The organism is Rhizobium sp. NZLR1, assembly GCF_017357385.1.
Classification (GTDB): Bacteria; Pseudomonadota; Alphaproteobacteria; order Rhizobiales; family Rhizobiaceae; genus Rhizobium.
The window spans coordinates 411,035-429,466 of record NZ_CP071632.1; the positions used below are offsets into that span (position 1 = coordinate 411,035).

The window sequence follows — 18,432 nt, forward strand, 5'->3', positions numbered from 1 at the left end:
TGTGCAGCGGTTTCGGGACAACGACATGCATAAAAACAAAGGCTTCAGCGTTTAGCTCGCGAAACGGCCGGCGTCGGCGCCATAATAATTCAGGTAGCGGTCGGAAATGCTGGAGATCGGCAGCACGATCAGCACGTCGGTCGTGTTGAAGGCATGATCGACCACGGCGCTGGAGCCGACCATCGCACCAAGGCGCATATAACCCTTGATCAGCGGCGGCAGCGCCATCAGCGCCCGCTTCGGGTTGACCGCCTCGATCGGCATCAGGTCCATGTTGCGGGCGAGATGCGGCAGTGCGCTGACGGCCCATTCGTTCTTCGCCAGCACATTGTGGTAGAGGAAAGACAGCGCCAGCGCATGGCTTTCCAGATAGACGCCGGGGAACGAGGCGCAGCCGAACATGGCGCTGACGCCGTGCTTCAGCGCATAGGCCCAGTTGCCCTGCCACAGGAGTTCGACGGTGCGCTTGGTGCGGTATTCCGGCAGCACGCAGGAACGGCCAAGCTCCATGAAGCGCTTGTCCGAATGTTTGGCAATGAGGTCGTCGATCTCGAATTCGGAAGCCGAGTAAAAACCGCCATTGGAGAGGGCGACATCCTGGCGCAGCAGCCGGTAGGTGCCGACGATCTGGTCTTCCGGATCACCCTCGATCGTGCGGTCGAGAACGAGAAGATGGTCGCAGAAGGCGTCATAGGCATCGACATCCCGCTGGCGGCGCATGGCGTCAAGCGGCAGTTGTGCCTTCATTTCGTCGACGAAGACGCGGTAGCGTACGGCCTGGGCGGCATCGATTTCGCGCGCCGTGCGGGCGAGGCGGGTTTCCAGATTACCGATGCGGCCGAGGATATCGCCGTCCTTCTGCGCAGCCGCCGTCGGGGGCGGTGCAGCCTCGGCGGTGGTGTCACGATTCAGGATGTCGATGGCGGACATGACGATTCTCCCGTTGCCGGTTTATCGACGCCATAAAACACTTCTCTGCGACAGGAAAGTGACATATTGGATTTCCCAGCGCAAGACGCATGCTGGCCCCGCGGCACGTTACCGCGCCTCTGCCCGACGGGCGGAAAGTGCGGCGACCGCTTGAACTTCGGTCAGCAACCGAACCGGGTCGACGGGCTTTACCATGACGCGGTTGGCGCCGTTCAACAAGACCTGACGACGCGATTCGTCGCTCTTGTCGGCGGTGAGCACGATCACCGGTACCGGGGCAAGGTCGAGCCGCCTTTCGTGGCCGCGCAGGCGTCCCAGCATGTCGATGCCGTTGCCGCCAGGCATCGACAGGTCGCTGATGATGATATCGGGCCGGGCATTCGCCTCGCAGAGAGCGCAGTCGAGCAGCGCCTCGAAATCCTCGACATGGCGCACATTATGCCCGCCCTTTTCGAGCACGACGCGCACCAGCATGGCATTGATCGGATCGTCCTCGCCAAGCAGGATGTTGAGCCCGCTGGCTGTAACCAGCGTCTCCGCCACCGAAAGGCCGAAGCCCGGCTGATTGTCGTTCAGCGCGTCGCGCTTCTCCATGCCGCGCATGCGCCCGCGCAGCACGTCGATCAGCGACTGTTCGCGCAACGGCCGGATGAGCCAGGCATCGAAGAGGTCGAGCGGATGGGCGCTGCGCTCTTCCGGATTGACGAGCAGGACCTTGCGCAGGCCAAGGGCGGCGATTTCGGCGCGGTCGGCAAGATGGGCGGAAAATTCCGCCGACATGCGATGGTCGATGATGATATCGGTCGGCCGCTTTCCGCCGTTGGCCAAGCCGAGCAGCGCTGCCCGCGCGCTCTCGCCGTCGGCGACGAGATGGCAGAGACCGCCGAGCGTGGTGATCGTCTCGGCGATGGCGGTGCGCGCGGCACCCGCCGGCGCCAACAGCACGACGCTGTTGCCGGCAAGCAGCGTATTTCGCCTGTCGGGGCGCTCGCTGCCGATATCGACAGGGAAGCGGATGGTGAATTCGCTGCCTCTGCCCTTTTCGCTGGCGACCGTGAGCGTGCCGTTGAATTCGCGCATGATGCGGGCGGAGATGGCAAGGCCGAGCCCGGTGCCGCTGCTCCTGTCGGCACCGGTCCCACCTTGCTCGAACTCGCCGAAGACGCGCGCCTGCTCCTCCGCTGTCATGCCGGGACCGCTATCGGTGACGGTGATCGATAGGTCGTCTGCGTCGAGCGTCACGCGAATGAAGACGCCGCCGACCTGGGTGAACTTCACGGCATTGCCGATGACGTTGAACAGAACCTGGCGCAGCCGCGCCGGATCGAAGCTCATATTTTCCGGCACGTCGGATGACACCGTGGCGCCGATCTCGATTCCTTTTTCATGCGCCCGATGGGCGAGCATCTCGACAACGCTTTCCAGAAGCTTGCGCAGCGATTCCGAGCGCGGGTGCAGCGCGAAGCGGCCGACCTCGATGGTGGAGAAATCGAGCAGATCCTCGACGAGCTGGGTCAGCGCGTGGCCGGACTGGCGGATATTGGCGAGATAGTTCTGCTGCTCCTGCGTCAGCCGCGTCTCGGCGAGCAGATGCGTCATGCCGAGGATGCCGGAAAGCGGCGTGCGCACCTCGTGGCTGACGGTCGCAAGCAGCCTCGATTTGGCGGCGCTGTTATATTCGGCCTTCTGGCGGGCCTCTTCGCGGCCCTGCGCGATCAGCCGCTCGTCGGTCACATCACGCGCGACGCTCTGCAGCAGCAGACGGCCGTTTGCCGGGTCGCGGGTGACGACGTCGCGCCAGAGAAAGATGCGCTGGCCGTCCGGCGTCGAGATCTCGACGTCAAAGCAGTGCGGTATCGGGCCGGGGCGGAAGGCAAGCCCGATCTCCTCGCAACTCCGTCCTTCCGGACGCAGCCGCCCGGTCAGGCGGCGAAACGTGTCGTTGGCAGAGATGATGCGCCGGTCCATGCTGCGGCTGACGGTGATGTCGCCGAGTACGTCGTGCACGTCGGCAAACAGCTTTGCGCCATCGTTCCAATCCGGCAGGGATTTGCCGCCGGGCGGGGCTATGCGCCGGCGAACCATCAGGACGGCGTAACTGGCGATGACGGCAAGGCCGAGAACGACAAGACCGCCCGAAAGCAGCAGCGGATCGCCGGCATGGGCAAGCAGCGTCAGGATCATCGCGGTAAGAAGGCCGGCGCCACCAAGCCAGTAGACCAGCAGGCGCCGTGTCGTTGCCGGCCCCATTTCGTTGTCATCGGCTGCCTCAGGCGCCGACGCGGCCGGTCGCAAGGAGGAGGCCCCCATCCGCTCTTCATGCGGCTTGGCGGCGGGTCCGCCGAAGGCGGCGGACAATCTTTCCTGCAACTGTCCCAGACTCTGCATGCTATTTTGATAACATGAGGCCTCTTCCGAATGCCTTCAGGAATTCGATAAGATTTTAGCGGCCGGCCTTTTTCGGCAGCAGCAGCTCGTCGAGAATGACGCAGCCGGCCCCGATGGTGATGAAGCTGTCGGCGAGATTGAACACCGCGAAGGACCAGCTTTCGGTGTGGAAAAGAATGTAATCGATCACATGGCCATAGGCGAAGCGGTCGACGAGATTGCCGATCGCGCCGGCGATGATCAGCGCATAACCGAGATGGGCGAGCCAGCGGTCCTTCGCCGTGCGGTTCCACAGCCAGATGACGAAGGCGACGATGATGAGCCGCATGCCGACGATGAACCAGCCGTCCATGCCCGACAGCATCGAAAAGGCGACGCCGAGATTGTAGGTGCGGTAGAGCGCCAGCATCGGAATAACGGGCACGGCCTCCTGCAGCGGCAGGTAATGATCGACGGCGATCTTGACGGCCTGGTCGATAAGAACGGCGACGACGATGAAGAAGAGGATCGGCGCCGGGCGCGAAAACAGCGCGGGGCGGGCATACGTCTGTTCGGTCATTTGCCCTCGGCAAGTGAGAGGAGATGGCGGCGGGCTTCGAAAAGCATGACGGCAGTGGCGACGGCAAGGTTCAAGGAATCGGCGCGGCCCTGCTGCGGAATGCGGGCAAGCGCGTCGGCCTCCCTGGCCAGCTGGTCCGGCAGGCCGGATTGCTCGTTGCCCATCAACAGCACGACGGGCTTTTTCCGGTAGTCGATCGTGCGGTAATCGACCGCGCCGGCAAGATGCGTCGCGACCACGGAAACGCCGGCCGATTTCCGCCAGGCGATGAATTCCTCCGGCGTTGCGCGTGCGACCGGAACGGCGAAGACCGAGCCCATGGTGGCCCGCACCGTTTCGAGCGAGAAGGGATCGGTCGTCTCTCCGATCAGAATGACGCCGGAAGCGCCGGCTGCATCCGCCGTGCGGATGATGGTGCCGAGATTGCCGGGGTCGCGCACCCGGTCGAGCGCCACCCAGGTCTCGCCCTCCCTCGGCCGGATACCCTTAAGCGGCGCCCAGCGTTGCTCGAAGATGCCGACCACCATCTGCGGATTGTCGCGGCGAGTGATCGAGGCAATCACCTTTTCGTTGACTTCGAGCACCAGCCCGCCCGAGGCGACGGTCCTCGCCGCCATCTGCTCGACCAGCGGCTTGCCCTTGGCCGCCTTGGCATAAACCAGGGTGCGGATCGTCCAGCCGAGTTCGATCGCATCGATGACGAGCTTTAGTCCTTCGGCCAGGAAAGTCCCGCTTTCCTCCCGCGACTTCTTGTTCGTCAGCGCTTTGATGTCCTTGATGATGGGATTGGCAAGCGAGGTGACTTCCTTCACCTGTCCGACCCTGCGCGGTCCCTGATCGTGGAAGTCCTTGCTCATTTCGGCACCCAGCGGGAAAAGAGGGAAGTGGAAAGCGCGCGGCCCTGTGTCTTGCCGTCGAGGCCCGCTTCGCGGATGACCAGTTCGCCGGATTCGACCACCCCGCCGGCGCCCCGCATCGTCTCGCGCATCAGTTCGTGGATCGAATAGAAGCTGGCGCGGATCGAATAGGCCGTCAGTACCAGACCCACCGCCTTCGGCGACAGGATCTCGCGGCAGACATCGAGCATCAATGGCAGGTGTTCGAATAGATGCCAGACTTCGCCGTTCGGGCCGCGGCCGAATTTCGGTGGATCGGTGAGAATGATGTCGTATTGGCTGCCGCGACGTTCCTCACGCAGGATGAATTTCATCGCATCCTCGCAGATCCAGCGGATCGGCAGCTTCTCCATGCGCCCGAGCGCCTGGTTCTCGCGCGCCCAGCCGATTGCCTTTTTCGACGCGTCGACATGGGTGACCTCGGCGCCGGCTGCGGCGGCAACCAGCGAGGCGACGCCGGTATAGCCGAAAAGATTCAGCACCTTCAGCGGCCGGCCGGCCTTTTCGACCTGGTCCTTCATCCAGCTCCAGTGCACGATCTGCTCGGGGAAGACACCGACATGGCGGAAGGATGTGAAGCGGCCGAGGAAATCGACGCCGAGCAGATTGAGTGGCCAGGCCTCGCCCAACGCCTCCTTGGGGAAGCGCCAGCGGCCGGTGCCTTCCTCGTCGGTATCGCCGGTGAAGACGGCATCGACCTTTTCCCAGACATGCGGCGGCAGCGATGGCCGCCATAGCGCTTGGGCCTCCGGGCGGATGATACGGTAGGGGCCGTATTGCTCGAGCTTTTCGCCGTTGCCACTGTCGATCAGGTGGAAGTCGCCGGCCCCGAGCGATTCGAGGATGACGGGCACGCGCTCGGTCGGACGCTCGCCGCTGCGGGTCATCAGCGGACGCTCGATAGCGGCAGGCACAGCCGCCTCGCGCACCGTCTCGCGGCTGGCCGCAGGCTGCGCGACCGGCTTCGGCGGCCGGCTGGCCCGATCGTCCCTGCGGCTTTCACCAGAAGAACCTGAGGTCTTCTTCTGGCCTGGCCGGCGTTCTCTCTGTTTCAACGTGCTCTTCCGCGTCTCTGTCGGGGGTATCACAATGGGTCTGCGTCCTTCACAGCGCCCTTTGAAGTATGCAGTAGCCCAGAAAACCGTGCCGGATCAACTGCGCGCCGGCATGGCAGTAATTTCCAAGCCTTCGGACGACTGCCTGCGAAGCCAGCTTTCCACCGCATAGAGGGCTGCGACATGCATCGACTGCATGATGAGCGCGCCGGATTGCAGGTCGCCAAGGATGGCGGCAAGATCCGCAAACAGCAGCTCGACCTTCTCGCCGGGGTCGAAACGCGGTTCGCCGACCCTGCTGAGGCCGAGCGCCAGCCAGCTCGTCACCGCGTTGCTGTGGCTTGCGGCATTCGGATAGGAGGTCAGCAGCTTGACGAAGGTCGAGGCTTCATAGCCGGTCTCTTCCCGCAGTTCGCGCCTGGCTGCCGCCAACGCCGCATCGCCGATCTCGCTGTCCGCCGGTTCGACGCCGCCGGCAACGAGGCCGTGGAGGATCTCGCCGCGCCCGTGCCGATATTCCCGGGTCAGCAGCACACGCCGTCGGGCATGACAGGCACGACGTTGATCCAGTCGGGATAGTCGAGCACATGGAAGGGCGCGATGACGGTCCCATCGGCGGTGACGCAATCGTCGCTACGGACCCGAATCCAGCGGTCCTCATAGGCGATGCGGCTTGCCGTAACGCTCCAGGGCTTCAATTCGTCACTCATCGCCAATTCCTTGCTCCGCAACGAGCGAGATAACATTCCTCCCCGCCTTGGCAAAAGGCTTTTCCACTGGGATAAGGTGGACGAATCGGAGATGGGGCTATCGAATGGACTTCACCGGCGAAGAACGCATCGCCGCGCCGCGGGACGTCGTCTGGGCAGCGCTCAACGATCCTGAAATCATGCGCGGTTGCATTCCAGGCTGCCAGGGCATCGAGCGGCTGTCGCCAGATGCCTTCGAGGCGACGATCAAGGTCAAGTTCAGCCTGTTGTCGGCCACCTTCCATGGGGTGTTGACGCTTTCCAATGTCGATGCGCCGAAGAGCTACACGCTGTCGGCCGAGGGCAAGGGCGGTCTTGCCGGCTTCGCCAAAGGCAGTGCCGATATCGTGCTCGAGCAAAGCGGCGCCGAGACCATCCTGCATTATCGGGCAAAAGCCGAACTCGGCGGCAGGCTCGCCCAGCTCGGCGCACGCCTGCTCGATTCGACCTCGCAGAAGCTCGCCGAACGGTTCTTTTCGGATATCAATGCCGCCGTCATCGCGAAGATGGCGGCCGGCTGATCGCGCGCTTTGGGCTTGGCGGGGATAGGGGCTTGGGTTAAATCGACGTCATGACGTGGACAATCAGGCCGCCGCGCGCGGAAGACCAGGAAATGCTCGCGGAGATTTATCTTTCCGTGCGTCGCCAAACATTCGTCTGGGTCGACCCCGGCAAGTTCTACCGTGAGGATTTTGCCGCCCATACCAATGGCGAGACGGTCTTCGTCTGCGAGCATGAAAACGGCAGTGTAGCCGGCTTCCTGTCGCTCTGGCCGGCCGATGATTTCATTCACATGCTCTATATCAGCCCGGACTTCCAGGGCTTTGGTGCCGGTACGTCGCTGCTGCAGGCGCTGCCCGAATGGCCGCAACACCGGTACCGGCTGAAATGCCTGGTGAAGAACGGCAGAGCGACAGCGTTCTACCTCGCCCACGGTTTTCAGGTGACCGGCAACGGCACCTCGCCGGAGGGCGACTACGAGGAACTGAGCTTTTTTCCGGATTGACCGACCGCCGAAGCGTCCCCGGCATTGAGCCTGTTACCGCGACGGCAGCTGCCCGGCGATTTCCTCGGCGCGGTTCTTGTGGCGGTCGGCTTCACCCTGCCAGCGGATGGCTTCCTTGGCTTCGGTGCGGGCGCGCTTGCGGTGTTTGCCCTGGCTGAACCAGGTGGCGGCTGAACCGATCAGCATGCCTGTGATCAGGGCAATGAACAGGAAGACGAAGAAGGGCGCAGAAATTGCAAGCACCTGATCGTCAGGCCGGAACGGGTTGAAGGCGAGCGTAGCGCTCTGCCGGTTGGCGACGCAAAAGATGATGAGGATGACGCCGAGCGGCAGCAGAATCAACAGGTTGACGATCTTCTTGGCCATTTGAGGTCCCCACATGCCGGATTGCGCCGGTCTTTCCTGGCGCGTTTCAAGCCTTTTATCAACACATCGGCCCCGAAAATCGATTCCGATTTTCGGGGCCGATATGCAAGCAGAATAGGAAAACGGCCTTCGAGTTCAAGTGCGGATTCGCCGCAGGCGGCTGAGACTCAATCCTCTTCGTCGGCCTGGCCGGGATTGAGCCGCTCGCGCAGCTCCTTGCCGGTCTTGAAGAAGGGAACCCACTTCTCCTCGACGAAGACGGTATCGCCGGTGCGCGGGTTGCGTCCGGAGCGGGAAGGGCGGTTCTTCACCGAAAACGCGCCAAAGCCGCGCAATTCGACGCGGTTGCCAGCAGCCAGTGCATCCGTGATCTCGTCGAGAACCGCGTTGACGATATTCTCGACATCGCGATGATAGAGATGCGGGTTGCGTGCCGCAACAATCTGCACCAATTCGGACTTGATCACGTTCGCCCCCTTAAATTATTGATTTCTTATCAATCGTGGCCAACCTGCCAAACTGAAAGCAGCCCGTCAAGAAGCAACTTTGGGGGCAGGATTCCATTGATATCCTGGCCTTTCACGAGATCATCATAACCGAAGATCGTAATCAACCGCGAAACAGCCCCAGCGAGCAGAAAGGGCGTATTGCTCTTCTTGTCCCAGTCCACCATCGGCAGGTCGGCGTCGACGCCGCGCGATTTGAGATAGGCACGGATTTCCGCCTCGCCGCCGATCGTATCGACGAGTTTCACCTTCAGCGCCTGGCGGCCGGTATAGATCGTGCCATCGGCGAGTTTCAGCACCTCGTCGCGCGGCAGCTTGCGCCGGTCGGCGACCAGATCGACGAACCAGTTATAGCTGTCGACCACCATATTGCGGATCATTGCCTTGGCTTCCTCGCTCGCCTCGTGGAAGGGCGAGGGCTCGGCCTTCAGCGGCGAGGACTTGATCTCCTGCAGCGAGACGCCGATCTTGTCGAGCAGCGGCTGGATCTGCGGATACTGGAAGATGACGCCGATCGAGCCGGTGATCGAGCTGTCGCCGGCGATGATCGTGTCGCCGGCAGTGGCGATCATGTAGCCGGCCGAAGCGGCAAGCGTGCGCACGTCGGAGACGACAGGTTTCTTGGCTGATATCGCCCGGATCGCCTTGAAGATTTTTTCGCCGCCATAGGTGGTGCCGCCTGGCGAGGAGATCGAAATCACCACGGCCTTTACCTGGTCGCTGGTCTCGACCTTCTTCAGCCGCTCCAGAAGCTCGTCATCGTCAACGATCAGCCCCGATATCGTCACATGGGCGATATGCGGGCGGCCCGTCTTGGTGTCGCCGACGGTGAAGCTGTAGAAGGCGAAACCAAGCGCCACGACGAGGGCCACCGCGAGCAGGCGCCAGAACCAGAGCTTGCGGCGCAGCCGCCGGCGATCGGCAATCATCGAACTGTCCATAGAAACCTCCAGCGCTGGCACCGGCTTCGGCATGCAGCCGACCAATCCGGTGAAATAGGTGGCAGCGGCGCGTACGAATGCCACTTTTTGATGTTTTTCCGTTTTGTTGCTTGTTGCAGAAAAAATTCCATATTGGCAAGCCAATGTAATAATGCGAAACGAACTGTGATTGGCGGGCCGCCTTTGTTATGAAGGCGCGGCGATCACCGCACATGGACGAGGCCTATGCTCGATACCCTGAAGAACAACGGACATGCCGCCTACGCCAGGTCCGGCAAGAGCGCCTATGGCGATGCGTTGTTCCATTCCGCCCGCGTGCGGCGGCTGAAGATCTTGTTGCCGGTGGCGGCCCTCATCATCGCGGCTGGCCTGACGGCGGTGGCGTTGGTTAGCATCTATCTGCCCGAGAATATCAAGATGGAAGGCGCCAAGATCGAGAACGGCAAGGTCGTGATGGAAAAGCCGGCGATCGCTGGACGCAATTCCGACGGCATCAACTATTCGATGCTCGCCGAAAGGGCGTTGCAGGATATCCGCAATCCCGATCTCATCACGCTTGAGACCATCAAGGCTGCCGTGCCGATGAATGACGGGCTGATCGCCCGTGTCGTCGCCTCGACGGCGGATTACAATCGCGCTACCGACAACCTGCATATGACGGCCCCCTTCACCCTGGTGCTGAGCAGCGGCCTCAACGCGAATTTCCAGTCCGCCCAGCTCGACATCAAGGGCGGAAACATGAAGAGCGACGACCCCGTCACCATCACCAAGGACAATGCCTCCATTGTTGCGAAGACGCTCCAGATAACCGATAAGGGGCGCGTGATCACATTCGAGGGAAATGTTCGCATGAATGTCGATCCATCCACCATCCATAAACAGGGCACTTAACCAGCCGGGTCATCCATGACAAAAGATTGTCGCATTTCCACTTGCAAGACTGGCCTGGCGTTCATTGCCGGCGCGTTTGCCCTTATTCTGACGGCATCGGGCGCGGGCGCGCAGCAGGCGACGGCCTCGATGCCGGGCATGAAGCTTTCCAACGACCAGCCGATCCAGATCGAAAGCGATAAGCTGGAGATTCACGACCAGGAACACACCGCGTTGTTCACCGGCAAAGTCAAGGTCGTTCAGGGGACGACGACGATGCAGTCCGGCAAGATGACCGTCTATTACAAGGACAAGGCGGCAAAGCCGGCGGCGGACGGGGCGCAACCTGCCGCCCAACCGGCAACGCAGCCGCAGCAGTCGGCCTCGCTTGCATCGGGAAGTGCCGATATCGACAAGATCCTGGTGACGGACAAGGTCTTGCTGACCTCGGGCACGCAGACTGCGACCGCCGATGACGGCAATTTCGACATGGCCTCGCAGACATTCACCCTGACGGCGGATCAGGGAAATAAGGTCATTCTGTCGGATGGGCCGAACGTCTTCACCGGCTGCAAATTGACGGTTCACATGCAGACCGGCCAGGCGGAGCTTGAAAGCTGCGGCGGTCGTGTCCAGATTCAGCTCGATCCGAAATCGCAGCCGAATGCACAGCAGAAGCAGAACTGAGAAGCCGGCCTCCCACGTGAAATTATCATCGCTATCAACCATGTTCGGCAAGCCCGGGCCACAAGCTGCGGGTGCCGCCGACAAGAGCCGCTATCAGGGAACGCTCATCGCACGCGGTCTGACGAAGACCTATGCGACGCGTCGGGTCGTCAACGGCGTCTCTCTGGTGGTGCGCCGGGGCGAGGCCGTCGGCCTGCTCGGACCGAACGGCGCCGGCAAGACCACCTGTTTTTATATGATCACCGGCCTCGTGCCGGTGGATGAAGGCACGATCGAGATCGACGGCAACGATGTCACGACCATGCCGATGTACCGCCGCTCACGCCTCGGCGTCGGTTACCTGCCGCAGGAAGCCTCGATCTTCCGCGGCTTGACCGTGGAAGAGAATATCCGTGCCGTGCTCGAAGTGCATGTCAAGGACAAGGCCGAGCGCGAGCAGAAGCTGAACGAGCTGCTGGAGGAGTTTCATATCCAGAAGCTGCGCAAGACTGCCGCCGTCGCTCTGTCAGGCGGTGAGCGTCGCCGCCTCGAAATCGCGCGCGCCCTTGCGACCGATCCGACCTTCATGCTGCTCGACGAGCCCTTCGCCGGCGTCGACCCGATCTCGGTCGCCGACATCCAGAATCTCGTCCACCACCTGACCGCGCGCGGCATCGGCGTTCTCATCACCGACCACAATGTGCGCGAGACCCTAGGCCTGATCGACCGGGCCTACATCATCCATGCCGGTGAGGTGCTGACCCATGGCCGGGCAAATGACATCGTCAACAATCCGGAAGTGCGCCGGCTCTATCTCGGCGACAATTTCAGCCTCTGAACGCGGACGATGCCAAGACAGAGAAGGTGCGCCCCAGTCGTCCTGAAACGGCGCAGGCCTTCCGGCTGCACCTGTCCCACCACAGAAATTAACCGCGCCGACACAGTTCCGCTTGACCAAATGAGATAAAAAAGCAATTTTTGGGCCAGTTGGACTTCCGCGGCCTGAAGCCTTGATCGGACGCGGTTTCCCGGAGGAATCGAGGGAGTTTCGCGTCCGTCATGGCACTGTCCGCCAGTCTTTTCCTGCGCCAGAACCAATCCCTGGTGATGACACCGCAACTGATGCAATCCATCCAGTTGCTGCAGATGACGCATGTCGAACTCAGCCAGTTCATCGCCCAGGAAGTGGAGAAGAACCCGCTGCTCGAATTTCCGTCGAATGACGGCGAGGCAGGGGGCGAACGTGGCGAAGCCGAAGACGAGCCTTATGGTCATCCGCCGGAGGATGCAGGCTCGGACGACGGCTACGACAACCGCACCGAAGCGCTCTCCAGCGACTGGTACGACAATGGCGGCAGTGCCAGCACCAGCCGGCTGAACGACGAACTCGACGCCAACTATACCAATGTCTTTCCCGATGACAGCGCGCCGCAGCGCCTCGATGCGCCGGAGCTGGTCGGCCAGTGGAAATCGATGCCGGGCAGCGGCGGCGAGGGCGCTGATTATGATCTCGACGATTTCGTCGCCGGACAGGTGTCGCTGCGCGATCATCTCGCCCAGCAGATTCCCTTCGTCCTGCCTGACGTTGCCGATCGGCTGATCGCGCAGAACTTCGTCGATCAGCTTGACGATGCCGGTTATCTGCAAGTCGAGACCGGTGAGCGGCTGGGCACCAGCCTCACGGCCGCCGAGCGCGTGCTTGCCGCCCTCCAGACGCTCGATCCGCCGGGGGTTTTCGCCCGCAGTCTCGCGGAATGCCTGGCGATCCAGCTCCGGCAGAAGGATCGATACGACCCGGCCATGCAGGCGCTCGTCGAAAACCTCGAACTGTTGGCGCGACGCGATTTCGCCACGCTGAAACGGCTCTGCGGCGTCGACGAGGAGGACCTTCTCGACATGCTCGGTGAAATCCGCCAGCTTAATCCCAAGCCCGGCAGCGGTTTCGAAGCCGGTGTTTCCGAAGCGATCATGCCTGACGTGGTCGTCAGAGTCTCCTCGGACACCGGCTGGCTGGTCGAGCTCAATCCGGATACGCTACCGCGGGTGCTCGTCAACCAGTCCTACTTTTCCCGCGTGACCCGGAATGGCGAAGATCACGCCTTCCTCTCCGATTGTCTGCAGAGCGCCAACTGGCTGACGCGCAGCCTCGACCAGCGGGCGAAGACCATCATGAAGGTGGCAAGCGAGATCGTCCGCCAGCAGGACGCCTTCCTGCTTTACGGCGTCGACCACCTGCGTCCGCTGAACCTGAAGACGGTCGCCGAGGCGATCAAGATGCACGAATCCACCGTCAGCCGTGTCACCTCGAACAAATACATGCTGACGCCGCGCGGTCTCTTCGAGCTCAAATATTTCTTCACCGTCTCGATCAGCGCCGTCGCCGGTGGCGACAGCCATTCGGCCGAAGCCGTGCGTCACAAGATCCGCGCGCTGATCATGCAGGAGAGCCCTGACGCGGTGCTCTCCGACGACGATATCGTCGACATGCTGAAGAAGGGCGGCGTGGATCTCGCCCGCCGCACGGTTGCGAAATACCGGGAGGCCATGAACATCGCCTCTTCGGTCCAGCGGCGCCGCGAAAAGCGGGCGCTCGCCAAGGTCGCCGGCTTCTGACGCCGCAATGCTTCGGTCTTGATCGAAGCATCGAGCTCCAAATCCCGCTATTTCTCTGACGTCTTGAACGAACTTGGGAAAGCCGACCATGACGCCGCACAATCCGAAGCTTGCCAGGGAGCTTCTCCTGCTGCTGGTGCTGGCAACCCTTTGGGGGGCCTCCTATACTTTCATCAAGATCGGTGTCGAGACGATCCCGCCGGTGACGTTGATCGCCGTCCGCACGCTGATTGCCGGCGGCATCCTGCTTGTCGTCCTCCGCTATCGACGAATCCGCCTGCCCAGTGACCGCGCGATGTGGCGGCGTTTTTTCATTCAGGCCTGTCTGAACAGCGTCATTCCCTTCACGCTGATCGCCTGGGCGGAGCAGTCCGTAGATGCCGGGCTGGCTGTGATCCTCAATTCGGCAACGCCGATCTTCACCTTCCTGCTGACCGTGCTGATAGCCCGCCATGAGCAGGTGACGGCGCGAAAGCTTTTCGGCGTCATATCAGGGCTTGCCGGTATCTGCCTGGTCATCGGCGTCGAGGTGCTCGGCGGTCTCGGCAAAAGCCTGATGGCGCAACTCGCCATCATCCTGGCGACCGCCTGCTATGCAGGCGCGGCGATTTTCAGCAAGAACTTCAAGGGGCTCGAACCCGCCGTGCCGGCGGCCGGCTCGTTGATCTCAGGCGCGGTCATACTCTTGCCGGTCAGCCTCGTCGTCGACCGGCCGTGGACGCTCGATCCCTCGGGCGCATCGATCCTGGCGCTGCTGGCTCTTTCCGCCTTTTCGACGGCCCTTGCCTTTGCGATCTATTTCCGTCTCGTCCAGACGCTGGGTTCGGTCGGAACGACGTCGCAAGCCTATCTCAGGGTGCCGATCGGAGTGACGATCGGCATCGTTTTCCTCGGCGAAAGGCTGAGCCCGACGGCCTGGATTGGACTCGTTTGCGTCATCCTCGGTGTCGCAGCCATGACGATCCCGGCAAGGGTGAGTGCAATCAAGGCGAGAAGTGTCTAGAAATCATTGGCTGGCGGTCGGCGGCAGGCCCTGTATTCGCACGCGCCTGTCGCACGCAGCACGCGCATTAGCATCGCGGTTTTTCGCCCTATTGACTTTTCGACAACGGCTGGCTAGAAGCCCGCCGCAATCGATGCCGCAAACGGCGTCTGGAGTTATCCCCAGCATCAGAAGGGCACCAAGGACCCCCAGGCTGACGCCGATCTTGCTTGAGATTGCGCGAAGTGCTTGGATGAACCTGAGGCTTGGCGTAAACTGATACCCGCAAACGACGATAAGAAGGGAAACTCCATGAGTGTGCGTGTGTCCGGTAAACATATGGAAATTGGTGACTCGTTCCGTCAAAAGATCGAGGACCAAATTGGTATGGCCATCACGAAATACTTCGACGGGGGATATTCGGGTCAGGTGACCGTGGAAAAGGCGAGTTCTCGTTACTCGGCAGACTGCAAGCTTCATCTCGACAGTGGGGTGGTGCTGCATGCGGCCGGCGAGGCGACGGACCCGCAGCTGGCTTTCGACGCCGCTTCCCAGCGCATCGAAAAACGGCTGCGCCGCTACAAGCGCAAGCTGAAGGACCATCACGCCGGAAACCATCTGAACGGTTTTGCAGAAGTCGCCTACACGGTCATGGATTCCGTTCCTGACCACGAAGATGAAATCCCCGACGATTTCGCGCCAGCGATCGTCGCCGAAAGCACGAAGCAGCTGAAGACCATGTCGGTGGCCACCGCCGTAATGGCGCTCGACATGACCGACGAGCCGCTTCTCCTGTTCCGCAGCCCCGGCAAGGAACATCTGAATATCGTTTACCGTCGGCACGACGGAAATATTGGCTGGATCGATTCAGCCAATATCAAAGGCTGAGATCAGGGCTATGAGCGGCGGTATTGCCGCCGCTCCTTGCATTTGATCAAGGCGACAGAAGGAAAAAGAAATGGCATTGGCAGATTTGCTCCATCAGGATGCGATCATTCCCGCCCTCAGAGTAAATTCCAAGAAACAGCTGCTTCAGGAATTGGCCGCAAGAGCCGCCAGGATCACCGGGCTCTCCGAACGGGAGATTTTCGACGTCATCCTGCAGCGCGAACGCCTTGGCTCGACCGGCGTCGGCAACGGCATCGCCATTCCTCACGGCAAGCTGGTCAACATCCATTCGATCGTCGGCATCTTCGCCCGGCTGGAGCAGCCTGTCGATTTCGAGGCCCTGGACGACCAGCCTGTCGATCTCGTCTTCCTGCTGCTGGCGCCGGAGGGCGCGGGTGCTGATCATCTCAAGGCCCTGTCGCGGATTGCCCGCGTGCTGCGCGATCACGATCTGGTCGCCAAGCTGCGCGCCACCGATTCCGCTTCGGCGATCTACGCCTTCCTCAATGAAGAGCAGACGTCGAACGCTGCGTGAACCAGGCCCTGCAAACCTGTGCAGCAGTTTTGCGATAAGGATCTGCAGAAAGCGCGCCGCATGAATCACCTTCGATGCGATGCGCGTCAGGCAAAAACCGCCGGAATTCCCTGAAACAGCAGGAGTTTTACCGGCGGCTTCGCAAGGAAACCCCGCTATATCCGGGCTGCGACGTCTTCACCCGAAGGGATCGAAGGCTGTGCCCCTGATTTGAGGCAGGCGAGCGAACCGGCAACGGCCGCACGGCGCAGCGCCGAGGCAAAATCGAGGCCCTCGTCGAGGCTCGCAGCGAAATAGCCGCAGAAGGTGTCGCCGGCGCCGACCGTATCGACGGGTTCGATCTTCAGACCCTGCGCCCTTGAAACCGCCCCATCGCGGATGGCGACGACGCCGTCGCCGCCAAGCGTCACGATCAACGTCTGGCCGGTTTCGGCATGCAGCCGGGTCAGGGCTGCCTCACGCGCCTGCGCATCCATGCCATCTTGGCCGGCTAGCCGCTCGAACTCGGTCTCGTTGGCGATGACGATATCGGCAAGTCGGCCGAGACGCGGCGCATCGGGGATCAAAGGAGCAAGGTTGAGGATGCTGGTGACGCCTTTGGCGCTGGCGGCCGACAGGGCGCGTTCGACGGCTGCAGCCGGCACTTCGAGCTGCAGCATCAGGATATCGCCTTCCTTCATGCCGCCGATCGCCGTCTCGGCATCCTCAGGCGCGACCAGGCCGTTGGCGCCGGGAACGACGGCGATCATGTTTTCGCCGTCGCCGCCGACAAGGATCAGCGCCGTGCCGGTGGGACCGTCGACATGTTTGACGAGAGAAAGATCGGTTCCTGCATCATCGAGCAGGGAAAGGGCATCGGCGGCGAAGCTATCCTTGCCGACGGCGCCGGCCATATGCACATAGCGGCCGGCGCGCCGCGCTGCCAGCGCCTGGTTGGCGCCCTTGCCGCCGGCGGCTGTGGCAAAACCGTTGCCGGCCACCGTTTCGCCGGGCTTCGGCAGGCGCTCGGTCGTGGCGATGAGGTCCATGTTGATGGACCCGAAAACTGTTATCATCAAGGGTGTCCCGTCTTTTGGGGCATGCGGCGACGGCATGCTCCACTTCTTCGATAGAGCATGATGCCGAAAAGTGTGCGCGGTTTTCGAAAGACATCATGCTCCTGCTGTTTCATTCGGGCGAGACACTGCCCGAAGCGGTCACTCCTCGTCAACCACCCTGAGCTTGAGAAGACCGGTACGGCTTTCCACCGATTTGGCCGCAGGTTCGCTGTCGCGAGCAGGCTTGGCCTCGCCGCCTGCCTCGAATTCCAGCGCTTCGATCTTGGCGCCGCGCCTGGTGAGTTTGTCGGCCGAGGTGACCACCATGTCGATATCCTTCTGCGCCAGGGCGAAATGACCCTGCAGCTTGCGCACCCGCTCGTCGAGGCGGCCGAGATCGTCCATCAGGATCGCCACCTCGCCCTGGATCAGATGCGCCTGCGCCCGCATGCTCTGGTCCTTGAGCACGGCCTGGATGACCTGGATCGACAGCATCAGCAGCGACGGCGAGACGATGACGATGCGCGCCCGGTGCGCCTTCTGCACCACCGGCTCGAAGTTTTCGTGGATCTCGGCGAAGATCGATTCCGACGGCACGAAGAGAAAGGCCGTGTCCTGGGTTTCGCCCTGGATCAGATATTTCTCGGAAATGTCCCTTATATGGACCTCCATGTCGCGGCGGAACTGCTGGCCGGCGGTCTTGCCGGCCTCGGGACTGCCGGCGTCGCGGATCGCGTTCCAGGCTTCGAGCGGGAATTTTGCGTCGATCACCAGCGGCGGCGCGCCGTTCGGCATGCGGATCGTGCAATCCGGTCGCGAGCCGTTGGTGAGCGTCTGCTGGAAGGCATAGGCGCCCATCGGCAGGCCGTCGGCGACGATGGTCTCCATCCGCGACTGGCCGAAGGCGCCACGTGTCTGCTTGTTGGACAGAATGGCCTGCAGCCCGACGACATCCTTGGCGAGCGTCTGGATATTGTTCTGCGCGGCATCGATCACCGCCAGCCTTTCCTGCAGCCGCTGCAGGTTCTCATGGGTCGATTTGGTCTGCTCGGTGATCGTCGAGTTGACGCGCTGCGACATGCCGTCGAGGCGTTGGCTGATCGTCTGGTTGAGTTCACTCTGCCGCGCGCCGAAGACCTCGGTCATCGCCGCGATGCGGCCCTGCATCTCCGCCTGGATCCTGAGAAGCTCGGCCATGCGCGCGTCGCTTTCCCCAGCGCGAAAGCTCGCTTCCTCCGCCTGCTCGTGGCGAAGGCTCGCGCCCCGTAGCAGCAGCACGATCACCAGCAGGACAAACGCCAACAGAACCCCGCCGGCAAGCGCCAGCATGGCCGGGCTGATCGAGGCAAGCGACACAGTGAACGAATCGGAATTGACGGTCATGTCGCAACCATACCAGAAGAGACGGCAATATATAGATCAAAGGGTGAACGGAATTGGCGGTC

General features: G+C 62.0%; 19 protein-coding genes and 1 pseudogene. 9 read left to right on the forward strand and 11 right to left on the reverse strand.

The features are described from left to right. Positions 1-51 precede the first annotated feature (51 nt). From J3O30_RS02045 to J3O30_RS02070, 6 genes and pseudogenes are all read right to left on the reverse strand, one after another. Positions 52-930 carry a GNAT family N-acetyltransferase gene (locus tag J3O30_RS02045; RefSeq protein WP_207582656.1) on the reverse strand — a complete coding sequence of 293 codons (879 nt, stop codon included), beginning with the start codon at positions 928-930 and terminating at the stop codon, positions 52-54. A gap of 108 nt (positions 931-1,038) precedes the next feature. Continuing rightward, positions 1,039-3,318 carry an ATP-binding protein gene (locus tag J3O30_RS02050; RefSeq protein ID WP_207582657.1) on the reverse strand — a complete coding sequence of 760 codons (2,280 nt, stop codon included), beginning with the start codon at positions 3,316-3,318 and terminating at the stop codon, positions 1,039-1,041. Positions 3,319-3,373: 55 nt separating this feature from the next. Then, on the reverse strand, positions 3,374-3,877 hold the full coding sequence (lspA, locus tag J3O30_RS02055) for a signal peptidase II (protein WP_207582658.1): 504 nt from the start codon (positions 3,875-3,877) through the stop codon (positions 3,374-3,376). Further along, positions 3,874-4,734 carry an RNA methyltransferase gene (locus J3O30_RS02060; protein ID WP_207582659.1) on the reverse strand — a complete coding sequence of 287 codons (861 nt, stop codon included), beginning with the start codon at positions 4,732-4,734 and terminating at the stop codon, positions 3,874-3,876. The genes lspA and J3O30_RS02060 overlap by 4 nt, the downstream gene beginning before the upstream one ends. Beyond that, positions 4,731-5,828, reverse strand: a complete 1,098-nt coding sequence (locus J3O30_RS02065) for a class I SAM-dependent methyltransferase (RefSeq protein ID WP_207582660.1) — start codon at positions 5,826-5,828, stop codon at positions 4,731-4,733. Before J3O30_RS02065 ends, J3O30_RS02060 begins: the two co-directional genes overlap by 4 nt. A 96-nt stretch (positions 5,829-5,924) precedes the next feature. Then, positions 5,925-6,538, reverse strand: a pseudogene (locus J3O30_RS02070) (NUDIX hydrolase). Between the two features lie 104 nt (positions 6,539-6,642). On the opposite strand from J3O30_RS02070, the gene J3O30_RS02075 reads away from it, so the two are divergent. Both J3O30_RS02075 and J3O30_RS02080 read left to right on the forward strand, forming a co-directional pair. After that, the gene (locus J3O30_RS02075; RefSeq protein ID WP_207582661.1) at positions 6,643-7,098 is read left to right on the forward strand and encodes a carbon monoxide dehydrogenase subunit G; all 456 of its coding nucleotides are present in this window, start codon (positions 6,643-6,645) and stop codon (positions 7,096-7,098) included. Positions 7,099-7,148: 50 nt separating this feature from the next. Further along, positions 7,149-7,583, forward strand: coding sequence for a GNAT family N-acetyltransferase (locus tag J3O30_RS02080; protein ID WP_207582662.1), 435 nt, complete (start codon positions 7,149-7,151; stop codon positions 7,581-7,583). 33 nt (positions 7,584-7,616) lie between these two features. Here J3O30_RS02080 and J3O30_RS02085 read toward each other — a convergent pair whose 3' ends face one another. The 3 genes from J3O30_RS02085 to sppA all read right to left on the reverse strand — a co-directional run bounded on the left by J3O30_RS02085 (position 7,617) and on the right by sppA (position 9,396). Then, positions 7,617-7,949, reverse strand: coding sequence for a DUF1049 domain-containing protein (locus tag J3O30_RS02085; protein WP_164006301.1), 333 nt, complete (start codon positions 7,947-7,949; stop codon positions 7,617-7,619). Between the two features lie 167 nt (positions 7,950-8,116). Beyond that, entirely contained in the window at positions 8,117-8,416 is a 300-nt protein-coding gene (locus J3O30_RS02090) for an integration host factor subunit beta (protein ID WP_003544934.1), read from the reverse strand. 29 nt (positions 8,417-8,445) lie between these two features. Further along, positions 8,446-9,396 carry a signal peptide peptidase SppA gene (gene sppA / locus J3O30_RS02095; RefSeq protein ID WP_207584241.1) on the reverse strand — a complete coding sequence of 317 codons (951 nt, stop codon included), beginning with the start codon at positions 9,394-9,396 and terminating at the stop codon, positions 8,446-8,448. Between the two features lie 225 nt (positions 9,397-9,621). Between sppA and lptC the strand changes: the two genes are divergently transcribed. The 7 genes from lptC (at position 9,622) to ptsN (ending at position 15,950) form a co-directional block, all read left to right on the forward strand. Beyond that, on the forward strand, positions 9,622-10,287 hold the full coding sequence (gene lptC, locus J3O30_RS02100; RefSeq protein WP_207582663.1) for an LPS export ABC transporter periplasmic protein LptC: 666 nt from the start codon (positions 9,622-9,624) through the stop codon (positions 10,285-10,287). 15 nt (positions 10,288-10,302) lie between these two features. Beyond that, the gene (locus J3O30_RS02105) at positions 10,303-10,953 is read left to right on the forward strand and encodes an LptA/OstA family protein (protein ID WP_207582664.1); all 651 of its coding nucleotides are present in this window, start codon (positions 10,303-10,305) and stop codon (positions 10,951-10,953) included. A 40-nt stretch (positions 10,954-10,993) separates the two neighbouring features. After that, on the forward strand, positions 10,994-11,770 hold the full coding sequence (gene lptB, locus J3O30_RS02110) for an LPS export ABC transporter ATP-binding protein (RefSeq protein ID WP_007633745.1): 777 nt from the start codon (positions 10,994-10,996) through the stop codon (positions 11,768-11,770). Positions 11,771-11,991: 221 nt separating this feature from the next. Further along, positions 11,992-13,545, forward strand: coding sequence for an RNA polymerase factor sigma-54 (gene rpoN, locus J3O30_RS02115; protein ID WP_207582665.1), 1,554 nt, complete (start codon positions 11,992-11,994; stop codon positions 13,543-13,545). 88 nt (positions 13,546-13,633) lie between these two features. After that, the gene (locus tag J3O30_RS02120) at positions 13,634-14,548 is read left to right on the forward strand and encodes an EamA family transporter (RefSeq protein WP_207582666.1); all 915 of its coding nucleotides are present in this window, start codon (positions 13,634-13,636) and stop codon (positions 14,546-14,548) included. 291 nt (positions 14,549-14,839) lie between these two features. Next, a complete protein-coding gene (raiA, locus tag J3O30_RS02125) occupies positions 14,840-15,415 on the forward strand; it encodes a ribosome-associated translation inhibitor RaiA (RefSeq protein WP_007633740.1) in 576 nt (191 codons plus the stop codon). A 70-nt stretch (positions 15,416-15,485) separates the two neighbouring features. Beyond that, positions 15,486-15,950: a PTS IIA-like nitrogen regulatory protein PtsN gene (gene ptsN, locus J3O30_RS02130; protein ID WP_003570770.1), complete on the forward strand. Its 465-nt coding sequence runs from the start codon at positions 15,486-15,488 to the stop codon at positions 15,948-15,950. A 155-nt stretch (positions 15,951-16,105) separates the two neighbouring features. Here ptsN and J3O30_RS02135 read toward each other — a convergent pair whose 3' ends face one another. Continuing rightward, a complete protein-coding gene (locus J3O30_RS02135; RefSeq protein WP_207582667.1) occupies positions 16,106-17,005 on the reverse strand; it encodes a ribokinase in 900 nt (299 codons plus the stop codon). 141 nt (positions 17,006-17,146) lie between these two features. Beyond that, positions 17,147-18,370 carry a DNA recombination protein RmuC gene (locus tag J3O30_RS02140; protein WP_207582668.1) on the reverse strand — a complete coding sequence of 408 codons (1,224 nt, stop codon included), beginning with the start codon at positions 18,368-18,370 and terminating at the stop codon, positions 17,147-17,149. Positions 18,371-18,432 lie beyond the last annotated feature (62 nt).